Annotated in this window: 15 protein-coding genes; 7 read left to right on the forward strand and 8 right to left on the reverse strand. The window is 73.9% G+C overall.

The features are described from left to right. The first annotated feature begins 56 nt into the window (after positions 1-56). Entirely contained in the window at positions 57-1,781 is a 1,725-nt protein-coding gene (locus Cch01nite_RS03205; protein WP_203748491.1) for a glycoside hydrolase family 13 protein, read from the forward strand. A 75-nt stretch (positions 1,782-1,856) separates the two neighbouring features. Here Cch01nite_RS03205 and Cch01nite_RS03210 read toward each other — a convergent pair whose 3' ends face one another. Continuing rightward, positions 1,857-3,323 (reverse strand): alpha-amylase, encoded by a 1,467-nt coding sequence (locus Cch01nite_RS03210; RefSeq protein WP_203748494.1) that lies wholly within the window; start codon positions 3,321-3,323, stop codon positions 1,857-1,859. A gap of 89 nt (positions 3,324-3,412) precedes the next feature. Here Cch01nite_RS03210 and Cch01nite_RS03215 point away from each other — a divergent pair, with 89 nt between their 5' ends. Further along, on the forward strand, positions 3,413-4,309 hold the full coding sequence (locus Cch01nite_RS03215) for a carbohydrate kinase family protein (RefSeq protein ID WP_203748497.1): 897 nt from the start codon (positions 3,413-3,415) through the stop codon (positions 4,307-4,309). Between the two features lie 13 nt (positions 4,310-4,322). On the opposite strand, the gene Cch01nite_RS03220 is transcribed toward Cch01nite_RS03215, so the two are convergent. From Cch01nite_RS03220 to Cch01nite_RS03245, 6 genes are all read right to left on the reverse strand, one after another. Beyond that, positions 4,323-5,162: a MerR family DNA-binding transcriptional regulator gene (locus Cch01nite_RS03220; protein WP_203748499.1), complete on the reverse strand. Its 840-nt coding sequence runs from the start codon at positions 5,160-5,162 to the stop codon at positions 4,323-4,325. Positions 5,163-5,223: 61 nt separating this feature from the next. Next, on the reverse strand, positions 5,224-6,429 hold the full coding sequence (gene dusB, locus Cch01nite_RS03225) for a tRNA dihydrouridine synthase DusB (RefSeq protein ID WP_203748502.1): 1,206 nt from the start codon (positions 6,427-6,429) through the stop codon (positions 5,224-5,226). An 80-nt stretch (positions 6,430-6,509) separates the two neighbouring features. Then, on the reverse strand, positions 6,510-7,133 hold the full coding sequence (locus Cch01nite_RS03230; protein WP_203748505.1) for a response regulator transcription factor: 624 nt from the start codon (positions 7,131-7,133) through the stop codon (positions 6,510-6,512). Further along, positions 7,130-8,377, reverse strand: a complete 1,248-nt coding sequence (locus Cch01nite_RS03235) for a sensor histidine kinase (protein WP_203748509.1) — start codon at positions 8,375-8,377, stop codon at positions 7,130-7,132. The genes Cch01nite_RS03230 and Cch01nite_RS03235 overlap by 4 nt, the downstream gene beginning before the upstream one ends. Before the next feature lie 50 nt (positions 8,378-8,427). After that, on the reverse strand, positions 8,428-9,234 hold the full coding sequence (locus Cch01nite_RS03240; RefSeq protein WP_203748512.1) for an ABC transporter permease: 807 nt from the start codon (positions 9,232-9,234) through the stop codon (positions 8,428-8,430). Next, complete coding sequence (locus tag Cch01nite_RS03245) at positions 9,231-10,211, reverse strand: ABC transporter ATP-binding protein (protein ID WP_203748515.1); 981 nt, start codon at positions 10,209-10,211, stop codon at positions 9,231-9,233. The genes Cch01nite_RS03240 and Cch01nite_RS03245 overlap by 4 nt, the downstream gene beginning before the upstream one ends. A 130-nt stretch (positions 10,212-10,341) precedes the next feature. On the opposite strand from Cch01nite_RS03245, the gene Cch01nite_RS03250 reads away from it, so the two are divergent. Further along, a complete protein-coding gene (locus Cch01nite_RS03250; protein WP_203748518.1) occupies positions 10,342-10,947 on the forward strand; it encodes a SigE family RNA polymerase sigma factor in 606 nt (201 codons plus the stop codon). After that, positions 10,944-11,936, forward strand: coding sequence for a hypothetical protein (locus tag Cch01nite_RS03255; protein WP_203748520.1), 993 nt, complete (start codon positions 10,944-10,946; stop codon positions 11,934-11,936). The genes Cch01nite_RS03250 and Cch01nite_RS03255 overlap by 4 nt, the downstream gene beginning before the upstream one ends. Before the next feature lie 51 nt (positions 11,937-11,987). Here the strand turns inward: Cch01nite_RS03255 and Cch01nite_RS03260 are convergent, their stop codons facing one another. After that, a complete protein-coding gene (locus tag Cch01nite_RS03260) occupies positions 11,988-13,373 on the reverse strand; it encodes a glycine--tRNA ligase (RefSeq protein WP_203748522.1) in 1,386 nt (461 codons plus the stop codon). Positions 13,374-13,520: 147 nt separating this feature from the next. Between Cch01nite_RS03260 and Cch01nite_RS03265 the strand changes: the two genes are divergently transcribed. Genes Cch01nite_RS03265 through Cch01nite_RS03275 form a run of 3 tightly spaced genes read left to right on the forward strand, consistent with a single transcriptional unit; the run spans position 13,521 to position 16,236 of the window. Further along, positions 13,521-14,480, forward strand: a complete 960-nt coding sequence (locus Cch01nite_RS03265; protein ID WP_203748524.1) for a metal ABC transporter substrate-binding protein — start codon at positions 13,521-13,523, stop codon at positions 14,478-14,480. A gap of 8 nt (positions 14,481-14,488) precedes the next feature. Next, positions 14,489-15,280: a metal ABC transporter ATP-binding protein gene (locus Cch01nite_RS03270; protein WP_203749152.1), complete on the forward strand. Its 792-nt coding sequence runs from the start codon at positions 14,489-14,491 to the stop codon at positions 15,278-15,280. Next, positions 15,277-16,236, forward strand: coding sequence for a metal ABC transporter permease (locus tag Cch01nite_RS03275; RefSeq protein ID WP_203748526.1), 960 nt, complete (start codon positions 15,277-15,279; stop codon positions 16,234-16,236). The genes Cch01nite_RS03270 and Cch01nite_RS03275 overlap by 4 nt, the downstream gene beginning before the upstream one ends. The last annotated feature ends 42 nt before the right edge of the window (positions 16,237-16,278 follow it).

Below are 16,278 nucleotides of genomic sequence, written 5' to 3' on the forward strand. Positions count from 1 at the left end.
TCCGATCTCGGCGACGCCGCCTCCCCTCACGCCCCCCTGAAACGAGGCATGCCCGCATGACGACGCTCGACACCCTGCCCACCGGCACCTTCGTGCACGCCCCCGGATCCCCCGACGGCGAGTGGTGGCGGGACGCCGTGATCTACCAGGTGTACCCGCGGTCCTTCGCGGACGCCTCGGGCGACGGCATCGGCGACCTGCCCGGCATCACGTCCAGGCTCGGCCACCTCGCCGAGCTCGGGGTCGACGCCGTCTGGCTCTCGCCGTTCTACCGGTCGCCGCAGGCCGACGCCGGGTACGACGTGGCCGACTACCGCGACGTCGACCCGCTGTTCGGCACGCTCGACGACTTCGACGCGCTGCTGGCCCGCGCCCACGAGCTCGGCCTGCGCGTCATCGTCGACCTCGTGCCGAACCACACGTCCGACGAGCACGTGTGGTTCCAGGCCGCCCTCGCCGCGGGTCCGGGTTCACCCGAACGCGCGCGGTACCTGTTCCGCGAGGGCCGCGGCGCCGACGGCGAGCTGCCGCCGAACAACTGGGAGTCGATCTTCGGCGGCCCCGCCTGGACGCGCCTCGCGGACGGTCAGTGGTACCTGCACCTGTTCGACTCGCGGCAGCCCGACCTCGACTGGGAGCACCCCGAGGTCCGCGCCGAGTTCGAGGACGTCCTGCGGTTCTGGCTCGACCGCGGGGTCGACGGGTTCCGCATCGACGTCGCGCACGGCATGGTCAAGGAGCCGGGCCTGCCCGACTGGGACGGGCACGTCTCCATGATCGAGGGCTCGGAGGAGACCGAGCCCACCGACCGGGCCGACGAGGTCACCGGCTCCGGCAACCAGGGGCCGATGTTCGACCAGGAGGGCGTGCACGAGATCTACCGCGCCTGGAACCGCGTCCTCGCCTCCTACGCCGGCGACCGGGCGCTCGTCGCCGAGGCGTGGGTCGAGCCGCTGTCGCGCCTCGCGCGGTACGTGCGGCCCGACGAGATGCAGCAGGCGTTCAACTTCGCGTTCCTCGCGACCCACTGGGACGCCGCGGCGCTGCGTTCGGTCATCGAGGCGTCCTACGCGACGGCGGACGGCGTCGGCGCGCCCACCACGTGGGTGATGTCCAACCACGACGTCGTGCGGCACGCGTCCCGCCTCGGCCTGTCCGTCCCGGGCTCGCGACCCAACGGCATCGGCCACGGCGACGAGCAGCCCGACGAGGAGCTCGGCCTGCGCCGCGCCCGCGCCGCCACGCTGCTCATGCTCGGACTGCCCGGGTCGGCGTACCTGTACCAGGGCGAGGAGCTCGGCCTGCCCGACCACACCGCGCTGCCCGACGACCTGCGGCAGGACCCGGCGTTCTTCCGGACCGGCGGCGCCGAGCGCGGCCGCGACGGGTGCCGGGTGCCGCTCCCCTGGGCCGCGGACGAGCCCGGCTTCGGCTTCTCCCCGACCGGTGTCACGTGGCTCCCCCAGCCCGAGGCGTGGGCGGCGTACGCGCTCGACGCGCAGCGCGGGGTGGACGGCTCGACGTACGAGACCTACCGGACGGCGCTCGCCGTGCGGCGGGCCGAGGTGCTCGGCTCGGGCGGGCTGGCCTGGGCCGACGGGTTCGGCGACGACGTCATCGCGTTCGTCAACCGGGACGTCCTCGTCGTCGCCAACCTCGGCGGGTCTCCCGTGCCGCTGTCCGAGGGGGCCGTCGTGCTGCACTCCTCGGTCGACGTGGTCGTGGCGGAGGACGGGTCGACGTCCGTGCCCGGCGACGCGACGGTGTGGCTGCGCGCCTGACGTCTCACCGGCGACCTCGTCGGACGCCGTGACGGGGGCGGTGCGACTGCGGTCGCACCGCCCCCGCCGGCGTCGTCAGGGGCGTGCGGCGACGTCCCAGGCCTGCGCGGTGTGCGGCGGGACCCGGACGTCGACGGTGCCGTCGTGCACGGTGACCTCCGCGCAGCCGGACGCCAGGACGTCGCAGTACCGGCCGTCGGGCAGGCTCGTCGTGAGGGTGGTGACGAGCTCGTCGTCGCCGGCGTTGACGACCACGAGACCTCGCTCGCCCCGCCCGAGCGCGACCGCGTCGGACTGCGACCACCGGTCGACGACGGGGGCGTCGCCGACCACCGCACGCCAGCCGACCATGCCGGCGATCGCGGCCCAACGGTGCTGGCAGACCCAGTCGTCGTCCGCGAGGTCGGCGTCCGGTCCGGGGGCGTCACCGCAGGTCACGTCGAGCACCCGGCCGTCGGCGTCCTGGGCGGGGCCGAGGTCGGTGTCGTCGAACGCGTAGCCGGAGTACACCGTCGGCGTGCCGTACGTGCCGGCGAGCATGAGGACGTTCGCCAGCACGTAGGTCGCACCGTCGCGGTAGCTCAGCGTGGAGCCGTTGCGCTCGGTGTCGTGGTTGTCGACGAAGACCACCGCGTCGTCGGACGGCAGGTAGCCCGCGCCCGAGCCGAGGTCGAGCGCCAGGTCGGGCGACCCGGCGAGCACGGCCTCCACGTCCCTCCCCCACGCGAACTCGAAGACCTTCCCGTTCGCGGTGTACTGCTCGGGCGTGACGGGTTCGCCGCTGCCGCGGATGACCTCCTGGACGATCCCCGTGCCGTCGGGAAGGCCGGCGACGATCGCCGCGACGTCGGCGGGCGGCAGGTGCTTCGCGGCGTCGATCCGGAACCCGTCGACGCCGAGGGACAGCAGGTCGGTGAGGTAGGCCGTGACCGTGTCGCGGACGTGCGGGGTGTCCGTCGCGAGGTCGGCGAGGTTCACGAGCTCGCACGTCTGCACCTGCGCGGCGTCGTCGTAGTCGTGGATGTCGTCGTCGGGCGTCAGGCCGCAGTGGTGGAAGTCGGCGTCGTCGTACAGCCCGGGGTACGCGTAGTGCTCGTACGCGGACCCCGCCCAGCCGGTGCCGGGCACGTCCGTGCTGGTCGAGGTGCCGGTCATGTGGTTCACGACGGCGTCCGCCCACACCTCGACGCCCGCGCCGTGGCAGGTCGCGACCATCGCCGTGTACTGCTCGCGCGTGCCGAGCCGGGACTCCACGCGGTAGCTGACGGGCTGGTACGCCGTCCACCACTGCTCGCCGCGCACGTGCTCCTGCGGCGGTGACGTGAGCACCCAGGCGTACCCGGCAGGCCCGAGCTCGTCGGTGCACTCGGCGGCGACCGCGTCCCAGGTCCACTGGAACAGCTCGACGCCGACGTCGTGGCCGCTGCCGTCGGTCGCGGGTGCGGCGCCCGGGTCGGCGTGCGGGGAGCACGCGGCGACGGTCGCCGCCAGCAGGGCAAGAACCGTCAGGGCACGGGCGGACGTGCGGGGCAGGTGCGTCATCGTCACCACCGTCAGCGGGCTGCAATTCGTTGCAGCAAGTTTCAGGAATCGCCTGACAGTACTGCCTCGCAGCCCCTACGGTGACCTGCGTGCCCCGAGTCCTCGTCAACGGCCCCGCCGCGTGGAACACGCTGGTCCGGCTGCCCGCACTGCCCGAGACCCGCAGCCACACGCTGTTCGCCGACGGCCACACCGACGGTCTCGGCGGGACGTCGGCCGGCAAGGCCGTGACCCTCGCGGCCCTCGGCGTCGACGTCACGCTGCGGACCGTCCTGGGCGACGACCGCGAGGCCCGGCTCGTGCGGCACGCGCTCACCCACCCCCGCGTCACCGTGGTCGGCGAGCTCGCCCGCGCTGGCCGCACCGAACGGCACGTGAACCTCATGGCCGCCGACGGCGGCCGCGTGTCGATCTACCTCGAGCTGCCCGAACCGTCGCCCGTGGCCGCCACCGCTCCGACCCACCTGCTCGCCGGGGTCGACGCCGCCGTCCTCGACCTCGCCGACCACAGCCGCCCGCTGCTCGCCGAGGCCCGGGCCGCCGGGGTGCCCGTGTGGTGCGACGTGCACGACGACGACGGCACCGCCGACTACCCGCGCGCCTTCGCCGACGCCGCCGACGTCCTGCTGGTCAGCGACGTCCGGCTCCCCGACCCGCGGGCCTACCTGCGGGCGCGCGTCGACGGCGGGGCCACCCTCGCGGTGTGCAGCCGTGGCGCCCGGGGGGCGCTCGCGCTCGACGCCGACGGGTGGTGGGAGATCCCGCCGGCACCGGTCGACGAGGTCGTCGACACGAACGGCGCCGGGGACGCGTTCCTCGCCGGTCTCCTGTCCGGCGTCCTCGACGGCCTCGACACCGCGAGGGCGCTCGCCCGCGCGTCGGCGTGCGGCGCGCTCGCCGTGGCCGACGCACGGCTCGGAGCGCCCGGCGCGACGACCGTTGCGGCCGACGCGCTCGCGCAGCACCTCGACGTCCGCCGCGTCTGACCAGGTCAGGTCCTCACCAGAAGCGCGGCTGCCCCGGGATCGTCTCCAGGTCGGTCAGCAGCAGCTCGCGGTCGTCGTCCTCCGCGATGTCGTCCGCCGCCGCGAGCGCCTGCTCGGTCCACTCCCGCGCGGCGACCCGGTCGCCCGCCACGGCGCTCGCCCGCGCGAGCGACTCGTACGCGTACGCGAGGTCCCAGTCCCCGATGCCGTGCTCCCGGCAGATCTCCAGGCCGCGCCGCGCGTGGTGCAGCGCGGGCTCGGCGCGGTCGAGCACGGAGTACACGCGTGCGCACTGCCACTCGCCGCGGCTGAGGTTCTCGGGCTTGCCGACCTGGCCCCAGTGGTACCGGGACGCGTGCGCCATGTGGACCATGCGGTCGTCGTCCTCGACCGTGCGGATCTCCTGCTCGAGCAAGCGCCACACGCCGTTGAACAGGTCGACCGCGAGGCTGCGCTCGTCGTCGGGCGTCACGTCGGTACGGGGGGTGCCGGTGCTGGTCATGAGTGCTCCTGTGCCGTCGTCGATGAGGTGGTCGAGCCGGTGGACGTCGCCCCGGACCCGGTCGAGCCGTGCCCGCAGGCGCCGCCGGTGCGCGACGAGGAGCCGCCGGAGGGCGTCCTCGTCGCCGGGTGCGGCGAGCGCCGCGCGGACGTCCTCGAGCGGGACGTCGACCGACCGCAGCACGCCGACGAGCCGCGCGAGGGCGACCTGGCCGGGTGCGTACAGCCGGTACCCGTTCACCGGGTCGACCCGTGCGGGGACGAGCAGCCCGATGCGGTCGTAGTGCCGCAGCGCCTTGGCCGTCAGGCCGCACTGGCGTGCCACCTGCCCGACCGTCAGGAATCCGTCCATGCAGGTGAACCTAGGACGTTCCTGCGGGGCAACCTCAAGCCCGTCACCCGACCGGCCCGGCTCAGCCGCCCGAGACGCTCAGCTCGGCCTCGTGCAGCTCCCGACGGAAGTCCTCGGAGAGCTCGCGGGAGTCCAGCCACCCGTACGGCAGGATCGGCCGCTTCGGCGACCCGGCCCGGCCGCGCTGCCCCTCGGCCGCCTCGCCCGGGTACGGCTGGTCGAGGTCGAGGCCGGCGAGCCGGTCGTCGAGCTCGGCCATCGTCGAGACGAGGCCGAGCGCCGCGCGCGACTCGCCGCCGACGACGTACCCCTTGAAGTACCAGGCCATGTGCTTGCGCATCTCGCGCAGCGCCTTCGACTCGTCGTCGAAGTGCTCGACCATGAGCTCGGCGTGCCGCCGGACGACGCGTGCGACCTCGCCGAGCCCGGGGCGCACCCGCTCGGACGAGCCGGCGAAGGCGGCCGCCAGGTCGGCGAACAGCCACGGCCGACCCTGACAGCCGCGGCCCACGACGACGCCGTCGCAGCCGGTCTGCTCGACCATCGCGATCGCGTCCTCGGCGGACCAGATGTCGCCGTTGCCGAGCACCGGGATGTCGGTCACCGTCTCCTTGAGCCGGGCGATCGACTCCCAGTCGGCGGTGCCCGAGTAGTAGTCGGCGGCCGTGCGGGCGTGCAGCGCGACGGCGGCGACGCCGACCTCCTGCGCGACGAGCCCGGCCTCCAGGTACGTCAGGTGGTCCTCGTCGATGCCCTTGCGCATCTTCACCGTCACCGGGACGCCGTACGGCGCGGCGGCGTCGACCGCGGCGGACACGATCGAGCGGAACAGGTCCCGCTTCCAGGGCAGCACCGCTCCCCCGCCGCGGCGGGTCACCTTCGGGACCGGGCAGCCGAAGTTGAGGTCGACGTGGTCGGCACGGTCCTCGCTCGCGATGAGCCGGACCGCCGCGGCGACCGTCGTCGGGTCCACGCCGTACACCTGGACCGACCGGGGACGCTCGTCGGGCTCGTGGGAGATGATCCGCATCGACTCCTCGCCGCGCTCCACGAGGGCCCGGCTGGTGACCATCTCCGCGACGTACAGCCCGGCGCCGGACTCACGGCACAGGCGGCGGAACGCGGCGTTCGTCACGCCCGCCATCGGCGCCAGCACCACGGGGGTGTCGATGGTGAGCGGGCCGATGTGCAGCGGCGGCAGCACGGCGCCGGCGGCCACGGGGGCGTCGTCCGGGCGCACCTCGGCCGTCGGAGTCGTGGTGGTCATCGGACCAGTGTCCCATCGGACCTCGCCGGACGACGAAGCGGCTGGACCGGGCGGCGCCGACGTGCCCGGCGACGGCGGCATCAGCCGAGCAGCCAGCCGTTCTCCTGCGCGATCCGGGCCGCCTCGGCGCGCGTGCGCCCGCCCGTCTTGCCCATCGCGGACGACAGGTAGTTGCGGACCGTCCCCTCGGACAGGAACGTCTCGCGGGCGATGTCCGCGACGGTCCCGCCGGCGGCCGCGCACACGAGCACGTCCCGTTCCCGGTCGGTCAGCGGGCTCGCACCCACGGCGAGCGACTCGACCGCCAGGTCGGGGTCGACGACCCGCAACCCGCGGTGCACCCGGCGGACCGCTTCCGCGAGCTGCTCGGCCGGGGTGTCCTTCACGACGAACCCGCTCGCACCGGCGTCGAGCGCGCGCCGCAGGTACCCGGGCCGCCCGAACGTCGTGACGATGAGCGACCGGCACGCCGGGTACCGCTGGCGCAGCTCGGCCGCGACGGCGATCCCGTCGAGGCCCGGCATCTCCACGTCGAGCAGCGCGACGTCCGCCTGCTGCTCGCGCACCGCGTGCAGCACCTCGTCGCCGCGGCCCACCTGCGCGACGACCGTGAGGTCGGGCTCGAGGTCGAGCAGCGCGGCGAGGGCGCCTCGCACGAGCGCCTGGTCGTCCGCGAGGAGCAGGCGGATCGGGGTGTCGGTCATCGGGCTCCGTCCGGGGCGGTGGTGACGAGCAGGCGGTAGCCGCCGAGCGGGCCGCGGGACATCTCGACGCGGGCGCCGACCTGGCGGGCGCGCTCGGTGAGCCCGTGCAGGCCGTTGCCCGCGGGCGCGTCACCGTCGGGGCCGGCACCGTCGTCGTCGATCGTGAGGGTGTCCGGCGTCATCGTCACGCGGACGTGGGAGGCGGCCGAGTGCCGCAGCACGTTGGTGGTGCCCTCGCGGATCGCCCACGCGAACAGCTCGCGCAGCCGGTCGGGGACCTCCTCGATCGTGCCGGGGACGTCGGCCTCGATGGCCGCGGAGTCGAACGCCTGCCGGGCGCCCGCGAGCTCCCCGGCCAGCGTCACGGCACGGGTCGCGCTGACCATGCCGCGCACGTCCGCGAGCGCCGACCGGGCCAGCGTCTGCACCTCGAGGATCTCCGCGCGGGCCCGCTCGGCGTCGACCTCGAACAGCCGGCTGGCGAGCTCGGCCTTGACGCTGATGACGGTGAGCGAGTGGCCGAGGATGTCGTGCATGTCCCGGGCGATCCGCTCGCGCTCCCGCTCGACGGCCAGCACGGCGACCTCGTCGCGCGCGAGCTGGAGCTGACGGTTGCGGAGCACGAGCTGCGTGAACCCGAACACCGCGAACGTCGCGAGGAACACCGAGATGATCAGGTCGTCGATGGTGTCCCAGCCGGTGACGAGCCGCGGGACGACGAGCACCGCGACCGCGGCGGCTCCGGCGACCATCAGGGCGCGGGGGTCGCGCAGCAGGAAGACGGCGGACACGCACACGAACACGAGGCCGACGAGCCCGTCCTGGTCCGCGGCGAGGCACGCCAGGGCGACGAGCACGCACTGTCCGCCGAGGAACAGCGCGGCCCGCCCGGTCGGCATGCGGGTGCCGTGCGGGCCGGCGTGCGTGAGCACGACCCACGCGAAGCTCAGCGCCAGGCCCGCGACGGCGAGGAGCGACACGGTGCGCTCCCAGCCGGGCGGGCTCGCCCACGCCGACTGCCACGGCTGCAGCAGGAAGACCGCCCAGACGACGCCCATCACGGGGCCGACCACCCGCATCACCCGGCGTGCGCGCCCGGGCGGGCCCCACTCGGGTGCGAACGGCGTCTCGTCGCGGTGCGTCGGCCACATCGCGGAGTCGCCGTCCGCCCAGTCGCCACGGAGCCGGCCTCGCCCGCCGGGCGTGCCGGACGGGCCGTCGCCGGTCCCGGGTTCGCGCCTCACGGCGCCCACCGTAACCGGGCGACGACCCGCCCTGACGTCGTGCCCGTGCGTCACACGCGGGCCGTGTCGCGGCGGAACCGCCACGCCGCGCCGGAGACGAACACGGCGGCCCAGCCGAGGACGTTGACCACGGCCCACACCGAGACGCCGTCGCCCGTGAGCGGTGCCCGCACGATCTCCGCGAGGCCGTACGTCGGCACGACCTTCGCGATGGTCGCGAACAGCCCGTCGCCGAGCGGGACGAACAGGCCGCCCGCGAACGCCATGAGCGCGAGGATCGGGCCGAGGATCTGCATGACGTTCTCCGCCGGCAGCAGGTAGCCCATGAACAGGCCGAACGCGGCGAACACCGCGGACCCCGCCCACGCGAGCCCGACGGACAGCGCGATGCGGCCCGCGTCGCCGTCGGCCCCGGACACCAGGCCGACGGCGGTGACGACGAGCGCCGAGACGAGGCCGAGCACCATCGCGACGAGCACCTTGGTGGTGACGTACGTCGTGGGGCGCAACGGCGTGAGCCGCAGCTGCCGGGTCCATCCCTGCGCCCGCTCCACGGACACGCTCGCCCCGCCACCGGTCGTCGCGAGCATCGCGCCGTACAGCGCCATCGAGACCATGATCCAGGCGGTCACGTTCGCGTGGCCGACGGAGGTCGTCTTGTACTCGTCGGCGGTCCCGAAGATCAGGAAGAACGCCGGCGGCATGATGAGCGTGAAGATCATCGTGCGGCGGTTGCGCAGCAGGCGGCGCAGCTCGATCGCGAGGAACGGCAGGTTGAGCAGGCCGGCGCGCGGGGCGCGGGAGGCGTCCGTCACCGCCGCGGCGGTGGTGCGGGCCGAGGTGCTGACGGTGCTCATGCGAGGCTCCCGGTGGTGTCGTCGGTGCGGGTGGTGTCGCCCGTGAGGGCGAGGAACGCGTCCTCGAGCCCGCGGGCGGTGATCTCGACGTCGCTCGCCGTCGTCGCGGTCAGCAGGTGCCGGGCGACGCCGTCGGAGTCCTGCGTCCGCACGAGCACGCGGTCGCCGCGCACCTCGACCGACTGGACCCCGGGCAGCGTGCGCAGGGCGTCGGCGCCGCGCTCGTCGAGCCCGGCGAGCCGGGCTGAGACCAGGCGACCGGACGCGAGGTTCTTGACCTGCGCGGCGGACCCGTCGGCGACGACGCGCCCGTGGCTCACCAGGACGATCCGGTCCGCGTACGCGTCCGCCTCCTCCAGGTAGTGCGTCGCGAACAGGATCGTGCGGCCGCGGGCCGCGTCGGCGCGCAGGGCGTTCCAGAAGTCACGGCGGCCCTCGACGTCCATGCCGGTCGTCGGCTCGTCGAGCACCAGCACGTCCGGGTCGGGCAGCAGCGCGAGCGCGAACCGCAGGCGCTGCTGCTGGCCGCCGGAGCACTTGCCGACCTGCCGCGCGCCGATGTCGGCGATGCCCGCCCGCTCCATGACCTCGGCCACGGAGCGCGTCGCGCGGAAGAACGAGGCGGTGAGCTGCACGGTCTCCAGGACGGTGAGGTCCTTGAGGAGCCCGCCGCTCTGCATGACGGCCGAGACGCGCCCCTCGGCGATCGCCCGGCTCGGGTCCATCCCGTGCAGCGCGACCGTGCCGGCGTCCGGGCGGGCCAGGCCGAGGAGCATGTCGATGGTGGTCGTCTTGCCGGCGCCGTTGGGGCCCAGGAAGGCCACCACCTCGCCGGGCCGGACGGCCAGGTCGATGCCGTCGACGGCACGCACGGTGCCGAAGGACTTGTGCAGCCCCCGCAGGTCGATCGCCAGGGGGACTGTGCCAACGGGAGCCGGAGCCGGCTCCGGGGCCGGGAGCGTGTCGGTGAAGGTCATGGCACGATCCTGGGCCCGCTGACCTGCGCGTTCCCCCTCCGGTCGTCACGACCTGCACATGACGGATGTCACCTCGTCCGGGTGACTCAACCTTCGCGGGGACTCGTGCGTCTCCTACGGTGTGACCACGATGCCGCTCGCCCGAGACCCGCAGCCCCCACCGCCTGCGCCACGGCCCACCGAGCCCGAGACGGTCGAGGTCCTCGCACCGGCCGGGCGTCCCGACCGTCGGGGCGCCCGCGACGACGAGTTCACGGCGTTCATGTCGGCGCACGCGGACGCCCTGCTGCGCACCGCGTGGCTGCTGTGCGGCGACGCGCACCGCGCCGAGGAGCTCACCCAGCAGGCGCTCGTGCGCATGTACGCGTCGTGGGGTCGCGCCGGGCGCGGGGACGAGCTCGCCTACGCACGGCGGATCCTCGTGAACCTCCGGATCGACACGTGGCGTCGGCGACGCCGGGAGGTGCTCAGCGCCCCGGAGGACCTTCCGGAGGTCACGGCCCCCGACGAGCACACGTCGACCCATGACCGTGACCAGCTGATCCGTGCGCTCGCGCTGCTCTCGCCGCGGCAGCGGCGCGTCGTCGTGCTGCGCCACCTCGTGGGGCTCCCGGAGGCGGAGGTCGCCGCCGACCTCGGCGTGAGCCTCGGCACCGTCAAGTCGACCGCGTCACGCGGTCTCGGCGTCCTGCGCGCCGCCCTGAGCGAACCGACCACGGAAGGGAGCCGGCGATGAGCCCGACCACGACCGACGAGCAGACGACCGAGCTGGTGGCCGAGCTGCGGCGGAAGGCAGCGGTCGGCGCTCCGCACACCACCTGGGACGCGCCCACCGTGATCGCCGCGGGACGTCGCCGTCGCCGGTGGCAGACGGCGCGCCGCTCCGTCGGGGTCGCGGCGGTCGTCGTCGCCTGCGCCGTCGCGCTGCCGGTCCTGCTGGACCGCCCCGACCGCGGGACCGTCGCGCCGGCCACGGAACCGACGTCGGCGGCACCGGACACGGGCCCGCTCGTGCAGGAACCCCGTCAGGTCGAGGTCGCACCCGGTGTGGTCGCGTCGATCGGGGCCGCACGCAGCGACGGGTCGGTCGACCTGGGGCGGCTCGCCGCCACGTCCGCCTCGCTGATCAGCGACGACGCGGGCTCCGGGCCCCTGCACGCCGAGCTCCACGTGGAGGGCCCACAGCTGGCGGGAGGGTTCGGGGTCTTCCCGCTGGACGACGGCGTCGGCGCTCCCCTGGGTGTGTGGGTCCTCGACGCCAAGGACAACCCGTCCGACAAGGTGCAGCTCGATCGATCCACCGGTCGGCTCGCCGGCCCGCTGGAGGCGACGTCGGTGTTCGACCCCGCCCGGGGGCTGATCATCCTGTCCGCCGGGGCAGCACCCACCACCCTGCGGGACGCGCGGGTGTTCCTCTTCGCGACGACCGGGCTCCTCGCCGGCGACGGCTCCGGGGTGCACGTCGTGGAGATCCCGACGTTCGCGGTGCCTTCGGGCCTGACGGCCGACAGCGCGGCTGCCGCACGGTGGTTCGCCCTGGAGGCGACCGGTCCTGCCGCCGACGGGTTCGCGGCGTCGCCCGGCGGGTTCGCGTTCGCCGGTGCCGACGGCACGATCGTCGTCCCGGGCTGCCTGGACCTGTCCGAGGCGGCGTGCGAGGCGCGGACCGTGCCTGGCCTGTTCGAGGACGTCCGGGGCCTGCTCGCCGAGCCGTCGCACGGGTGAACGCACGAACGGCCCGGTCCCGCGGGGGCCGGGCCGTTCGTGCGCCGGGCGTCAGGCGCCGACGAGCCGCTGCGCGAGGTAGCCGGTGACCTGGTCGAGCGAGACCCGCTCCTGCGACATGTCGTCGCGGTGGCGGATCGTCACGGCCTGGTCGTCGAGCGTGTCGAAGTCGACGGTGATGCAGAACGGCGTGCCGATCTCGTCCTGGCGGCGGTACCGGCGGCCGATCGCACCGGCGTCGTCGAAGTCGACGTTCCAGCTCTTGCGGAGCTCGGCGGCGAGGTCGCGGGCCTTCGGCGAGAGGTTCTCGTTGCGGGACAGCGGCAGCACGGCGGCCTTGACGGGGGCGAGGCGCGGGTCGAGCTTGAGCACCACGCGGGTGTCGACGCCGCCCTTGGTGTTGGGCGCCTCGTCCTCCGTGTAGGACTCGACGAGGAACGCCATGAGGGACCGGGTCAGGCCGGCCGCGGGCTCGATGACGTACGGCACGTAGCGCTCGCCCGACGCCTGGTCGAAGTACGACAGGTCCTGGCCGGAGTGCTTGGTGTGCGTGGACAGGTCGAAGTCGGTGCGGTTGGCGATGCCCTCGAGCTCGCCCCACTCGCTGCCCTGGAAGCCGAACCGGTACTCGATGTCGACGGTCCGCTTGGAGTAGTGCGACAGCTTCTCGGCCGGGTGCTCGTAGAGCCGCAGGTTGTCGCGGTCGATGCCGAGGTCGACGTACCAGTCGGTGCGCAGGTCGATCCAGTACTGGTGCCACGTCTCGTCGGTGCCGGGCTCGACGAAGAACTCCATCTCCATCTGCTCGAACTCACGCGTGCGGAAGATGAAGTTGCCGGGCGTGATCTCGTTGCGGAACGACTTGCCGATCTGGCCGATGCCGAACGGCGGCTTCTTGCGGGCCGCGGTGAGCACGTTCTGGAAGTTCACGAAGATGCCCTGGGCCGTCTCGGGCCGCAGGTAGTGCAGGCCGGACTCGTCCTCGACGGGGCCGAGGTACGTCTTGAGCATCATGTTGAAGTCGCGCGGCTCGGTCCACTGGCCGCGGGTGCCGCAGTTGGGGCAGGCGATCTCGGCGAGGCCGCCCTCGGGGGCGCGGCCCTTCTTCTCCTCGAACTCCTCGAGCATCTGGTCCTCGCGGAACCGCTTGTGGCACGAGAGGCACTCGGTGAGCGGGTCGGTGAAGACGCCGACGTGACCGGAGGCGACCCACACCTGGCGGGGCAGGATGACGGACGAGTCGAGGCCGACGATGTCGTCGCGGCTGGTCACCATCGTGCGCCACCACTGGCGCTTGATGTTCTCCTTGAGCTCGACGCCGAGCGGGCCGTAGTCCCACGCCGACCGGGTGCCTCCGTAGATCTCGCCGCTCGGGAAGACGAAGCCCCGGCGCTTGGCCAGGGAGACGACGGAGTCCAGGCGGGACGGTGCAGCCACGAGCGATCACTCCAGAGAGGTGGCGCCCGCGGCTGGAGGTCGCGGGCTGGGAGGACCGTGGCCGGGTGCCACGGTCGGCGTTGTCGCACAGGCTACCGGGCGGGGGCTGCGCCGCTGGTCAGCGTTTTGACAATGGTTCTCGATTCAATGAGAATCATTGTCATGTTCTCCACGGGTCGACGAGCGCTGCTGCGCCTCGCGCCGCTCGCCGCCCTCCCCGTCGTGCTCGCCGGCTGCGCAGCAGGCTCGTCCGCGGCCGACGACGACACGGTCGCCGTGCTCGCGTCCTTCTACCCGCTGCAGTTCGTCGCCGAGCAGGTGGGCGGGGATCGCGTGACCGTCGACAGCCTCACACCGCCGGGTGCCGAGCCGCACGACGTCGAGCTCTCCCCCGCCCAGGTCTCCCGCGTCGACCGCGCCGACCTCGTCGTCTACCTGTCCGGCTTCCAGGCCGCGGTCGACGACGCCGTCGCCCAGACCGCTCCCGAGCACGTCGTCGACGCGGCCGACGTCGAGGACCTGCTCACGCTCGAGCAGGAGGGTACGGAGAGCCACGCCGACGAGGTCGACGAGCACGGCCACGAGGAAGGCGGCGCGCTCGACCCGCACTTCTGGCTCGACCCCAGCCGCATGCCGGCCTTCGTCGACGCCGTCGCCGCCGAGCTGTCCGCCGTCGACCCGGAGGGCGCCGACGACTACGCCGCGAACGCCGAGGCCCTCAACGCCCGCTTCGAGGACCTCGACCAGCGCTACCAGGACGGACTGGCCACCTGCGAGTCGCGCACGTTCGTCACGTCGCACGAGGCGTTCGGCTACCTGGCCCACCGGTACGACCTGCACCAGGTCGGCATCTCCGGGCTCGACCCCGACGCCGAGCCGTCCCCGAAGCGCCTCGCCGCCGTCGAGGACATCGTCCGCGAGGAAGGTGTGACGACGATCTTCTTCGAGCAGCTCGTCAGCCCCAAGGTCGCCCGGACCCTCGCCGCCGACCTGGGCATCGACGCCGCCGTCCTCGACCCGATCGAGGGCGTCACGGGCGACGCGGACTATTTCTCGATCGCCGACGACAACCTCGCCGCGCTGCGCGTGGCATTGTCCTGCTCGTGAGCAAGGCCATGCCGCACGCGACCGTCGAGGCACCCGTCGTCCGGGCCGACGGCGTCGGGGTCGCGCTCGGCGGCCAGCACATCCTCACGGGCGTCGACCTCTCGGTCGCCAGCGGCGAGGTGCTGGCCCTGCTCGGCGCCAACGGCTCCGGCAAGTCGACGCTCGTGCGCGCGCTGCTCGGCGTCGTCCCGACCAGCACGGGCACCGTCCAGCTGTTCGGCGCGCCGCTCGGCCCGTCCGCGCCGTGGTCCCGCATCGGGTACGTCCCGCAGCGCCTCCCCGCCGCGGCGGGCGTCCCGTCGACCGCCCTCGAGGTCGTCACGTCGGGCCTCCTGCATGGCCGCACCCTGCGCCTCCCGCACGGCGCACGCCGCCGGGCGCTCGACGCGCTCGCCGAGGTCGACCTGGCCGACCGCGTCCACCAGCGCGTCCAGGACATGTCCGGCGGCCAGCAGCAGCGCGTGCTCATCGCCCGCGCGCTCGTCCGCCGGCCCGACCTGCTCGTCCTCGACGAGCCGACGTCCGGCATCGACATCCCCACGCAGGCGACGTTCGTCGACACCGTCGCCCGGCTGCGCGAGTCCGGCACCACGATCGTCGTGATCCTGCACGAGCTCGGCCCGTTCGCCCCGCTGATCGACCGCGCCGTGGTGCTCCGGCACGGGCGCGTCGTGCACGACGGCGCACCGCCCCGCCCGCGCGGGGACCACGCCGACTCGTTCCACGACCACACGCACGCCCACCCGGACCCCGAGCCGCCGCCGACCGGGCCGACGCTCTCCGTGGAGGTGGGGCCATGACGTGGGACCAGGTCGTCGAGATGCTCACCTCCCCGCTGATGCAGCGGGCCCTCCTCGCGGCGGTGCTCGTCGGTGCGGCCGCCCCGGTGGTCGGGACGTTCCTGGTGCAGCGCCGCATGGCGCTCATGGGCGACGGCATCGGGCACGTGGCGCTCACCGGTGTGGCGCTCGGCTGGCTCGTCGGGAGCTGGGCGAACCTCGTGCCGCAGGACGCCCTCGCGGTGCCGGGCGCCGTCGTCGCGGCCGTCGTCGGGTCGATCGTCATCGAGCTCGTCCGCGAGCGCGGCCGCACCAGCGGCGACCTTGCGCTCGCCCTCATGTTCTACGGCGGCATCGCGGGCGGCGTGCTGCTCATCAAGGTGGCCGGCGGCAGCAACGCCAACCTCATCAGCTACCTGTTCGGCTCGATCTCGACGGTCTCGACGACCGACCTGTGGTGGACCGCCGGGCTCGCCGCCGTCGTGCTCGGGGTCGGGCTCGGGCTGCGGACAGCGCTGTTCGCCGTGAGCCACGACGAAGAGTTCGCCCGCGCGAGCGGCCTGCCGGTACGGATGCTGTCGATGCTGGTCGCGACGATCGCCGCCCTCACCGTGACGATCGCCATGCGCGTCGTCGGCCTGCTCCTGGTGAGCGCGCTCATGATCGTCCCCGTCGCGATCGCCCAGCTGTACGCCCGCTCGTTCGGCCGGACGATGGCCGCCGCGAGCGTCACCGGCGTCGCCGTGAGCGTCGTCGGGCTGGTCCTCACCTACTACCAGGACATCCCGCCCGGGGCGACGATCGTCGTCCTCGCGGTGCTCGTCTACGGCGTCGCCGCCGCGCTGCGTCCGGTGCTGCGACGCCCGCAGCCCGTCCGTGACCCGCACCCCGACATGGTCGACGACGTGCTGCTCGCGGACGACGACGTCGACGAGGTCTGCGTCGAGACGCCCGACCCGGCAGCACCCGGCCGCTGACCTCCGTTCGATTCGGCCCGGACCGGCCCCGCGGGGGAAGAT

The organism is Cellulomonas chitinilytica (assembly GCF_016862675.1).
In the GTDB taxonomy this organism is placed as follows: Bacteria; Actinomycetota; Actinomycetes; order Actinomycetales; family Cellulomonadaceae; genus Cellulomonas; species Cellulomonas chitinilytica.

Excerpts from the sequence above, each read along its gene's own strand:
- Cch01nite_RS03205 (WP_203748491.1), top strand. The coding sequence starts at position 57 with ATGACGACGCTCGACACCCTGCCCACCGGCACCTTCGTGCACGCCCCC.
- Cch01nite_RS03210 (WP_203748494.1), bottom strand. The coding sequence starts at position 3,323 with ATGACGCACCTGCCCCGCACGTCCGCCCGTGCCCTGACGGTTCTTGCC.
- Cch01nite_RS03220 (WP_203748499.1), bottom strand. The coding sequence starts at position 5,162 with ATGGACGGATTCCTGACGGTCGGGCAGGTGGCACGCCAGTGCGGCCTG.
- dusB (WP_203748502.1), bottom strand. The coding sequence starts at position 6,429 with ATGACCACCACGACTCCGACGGCCGAGGTGCGCCCGGACGACGCCCCC.
- Cch01nite_RS03230 (WP_203748505.1), bottom strand. The coding sequence starts at position 7,133 with ATGACCGACACCCCGATCCGCCTGCTCCTCGCGGACGACCAGGCGCTC.
- Cch01nite_RS03240 (WP_203748512.1), bottom strand. The coding sequence starts at position 9,234 with ATGAGCACCGTCAGCACCTCGGCCCGCACCACCGCCGCGGCGGTGACG.
- Cch01nite_RS03245 (WP_203748515.1), bottom strand. The coding sequence starts at position 10,211 with ATGACCTTCACCGACACGCTCCCGGCCCCGGAGCCGGCTCCGGCTCCC.
- Cch01nite_RS03250 (WP_203748518.1), top strand. The coding sequence starts at position 10,342 with ATGCCGCTCGCCCGAGACCCGCAGCCCCCACCGCCTGCGCCACGGCCC.
- Cch01nite_RS03255 (WP_203748520.1), top strand. The coding sequence starts at position 10,944 with ATGAGCCCGACCACGACCGACGAGCAGACGACCGAGCTGGTGGCCGAG.
- Cch01nite_RS03265 (WP_203748524.1), top strand. The coding sequence starts at position 13,521 with ATGAGAATCATTGTCATGTTCTCCACGGGTCGACGAGCGCTGCTGCGC.
- Cch01nite_RS03270 (WP_203749152.1), top strand. The coding sequence starts at position 14,489 with ATGCCGCACGCGACCGTCGAGGCACCCGTCGTCCGGGCCGACGGCGTC.
- Cch01nite_RS03275 (WP_203748526.1), top strand. The coding sequence starts at position 15,277 with ATGACGTGGGACCAGGTCGTCGAGATGCTCACCTCCCCGCTGATGCAG.